We start from the raw sequence: 1,291 nt of genomic DNA on the forward strand, positions 1-1,291 counted from the left end.
GACGGAGACGCCCCCGGCGGGGACGGAGACGCGCCGGTCGCGGTCGGTGGCCGGGCCGGGAGCGGCGGGGGCGCGTCATCCTGACCGGTGTCGCCACCGCCGCCCGGGGACTGCTGTCCCCGGGCGGCGGTGCCCTGCCTCGACGGCGGCCGTCGGCGTCGGACGTGGCGCTGACGGCCGCCGTCGCCGTGCTGACGGTGGTGCTGGCGGTGACCCGGCTGGGGCACGGCGAGCTGCCGGACGCGTCGGGATGGGCGCTGCTGGCGGTCGCGGTGGTGCCGCTGGCCTGGCGGCTGGTGCACCCGCTGGCGGTGCTGCTGCTGATGACGGCTTCGGTCGGGCCGTACCACGCGATGGACTACGCGCACGCCGCCGCCGTGCCGGCGTCGGTCGTGGCGGTGTACTCGGTGGCGGTGGTGGGGCCGCGGCTGCGGACGGTGGTGGCCGGTGGCGCGGTCATCGCCACGGCGGTCTCGATCATGCTGCTGGTCAGCCCCGAGGGCGGGCTGGCGATGTTCCAGACGGCCGGCTGGGTGCTGGTGGTGCTGGTCTTCGGCGAGACGATGCGCATTCAGCGGAACTACGTCACCGCGGTGACCGAGCGGGCCGAACGGGCGGAACGGACCCGTGAGGAGGAGGCGGCGCGGCGGGTCGCCGAGGAGCGGTTGCGGATCGCACGGGACCTCCACGACCTGCTGGCGCACAGCATCACCCTGATCGGCGTCCAGACCTCGGTCGCCTCCCACGTGCTGATCGCGGACCCCGGCCGACTGGACCGGCCCGCGTTGGCGCAGGCGCTGGACGGGATCGCTGCGACCTGCCGGGACGCCCGGACCGAGCTGCGCCGCACCCTGGAGGTGCTGCGGGACGGCGAGCCGGAGCAGGGGCCGCCGCCGGGCACGGCGGGGCTGCCGGACCTGGTGCGGGCGGCCGGGTCGGCGGGGGCGGAGGTGCAGTGGTCCGGGCCGCCGCTGCCGCCGCTGCCCCCGGTGGTGGGGGCGGCGGTCTACCGGATCGTGCAGGAGTCGCTGACCAACGTGGTGCGGCACGCCGGTGCCGGGGTGGTGGTGACGCTGGAACTGGTGGCGGGGGAGCGGGAGGTGGTGGTGGCCGTCACCGACGGGGGCGGCGGTGACGCGCCTCGGGCGGGCGACGGCGGCTTCGGCATCCTGGGGATGCGGGAGCGGGCGCGCAGCGTCGGCGGCACGTTGACGGCGGGCCCCCGTCCGGACGGGCCGGGGTTCGCGGTCCGCGCGGTGCTGCCGCTCCCGGAGGGCCCGGCCCCTGGGCC

General features: G+C 77.6%; 1 protein-coding gene. It reads left to right on the forward strand.

The genetic code is table 11. The annotated features are described in order from the left end of the window. Positions 1 to 164: 164 nt before the first annotated feature. Positions 165 to 1,291 (forward strand): sensor histidine kinase (locus HCJ92_RS24115; RefSeq protein ID WP_420824774.1); only part of this gene is annotated, 1,127 nt, incomplete at its 3' end.

The sequence above is a fragment of the Streptomyces spiramenti genome, assembly GCF_012034385.1.
In the GTDB taxonomy this organism is placed as follows: Bacteria; Actinomycetota; Actinomycetes; order Streptomycetales; family Streptomycetaceae; genus Streptomyces; species Streptomyces spiramenti.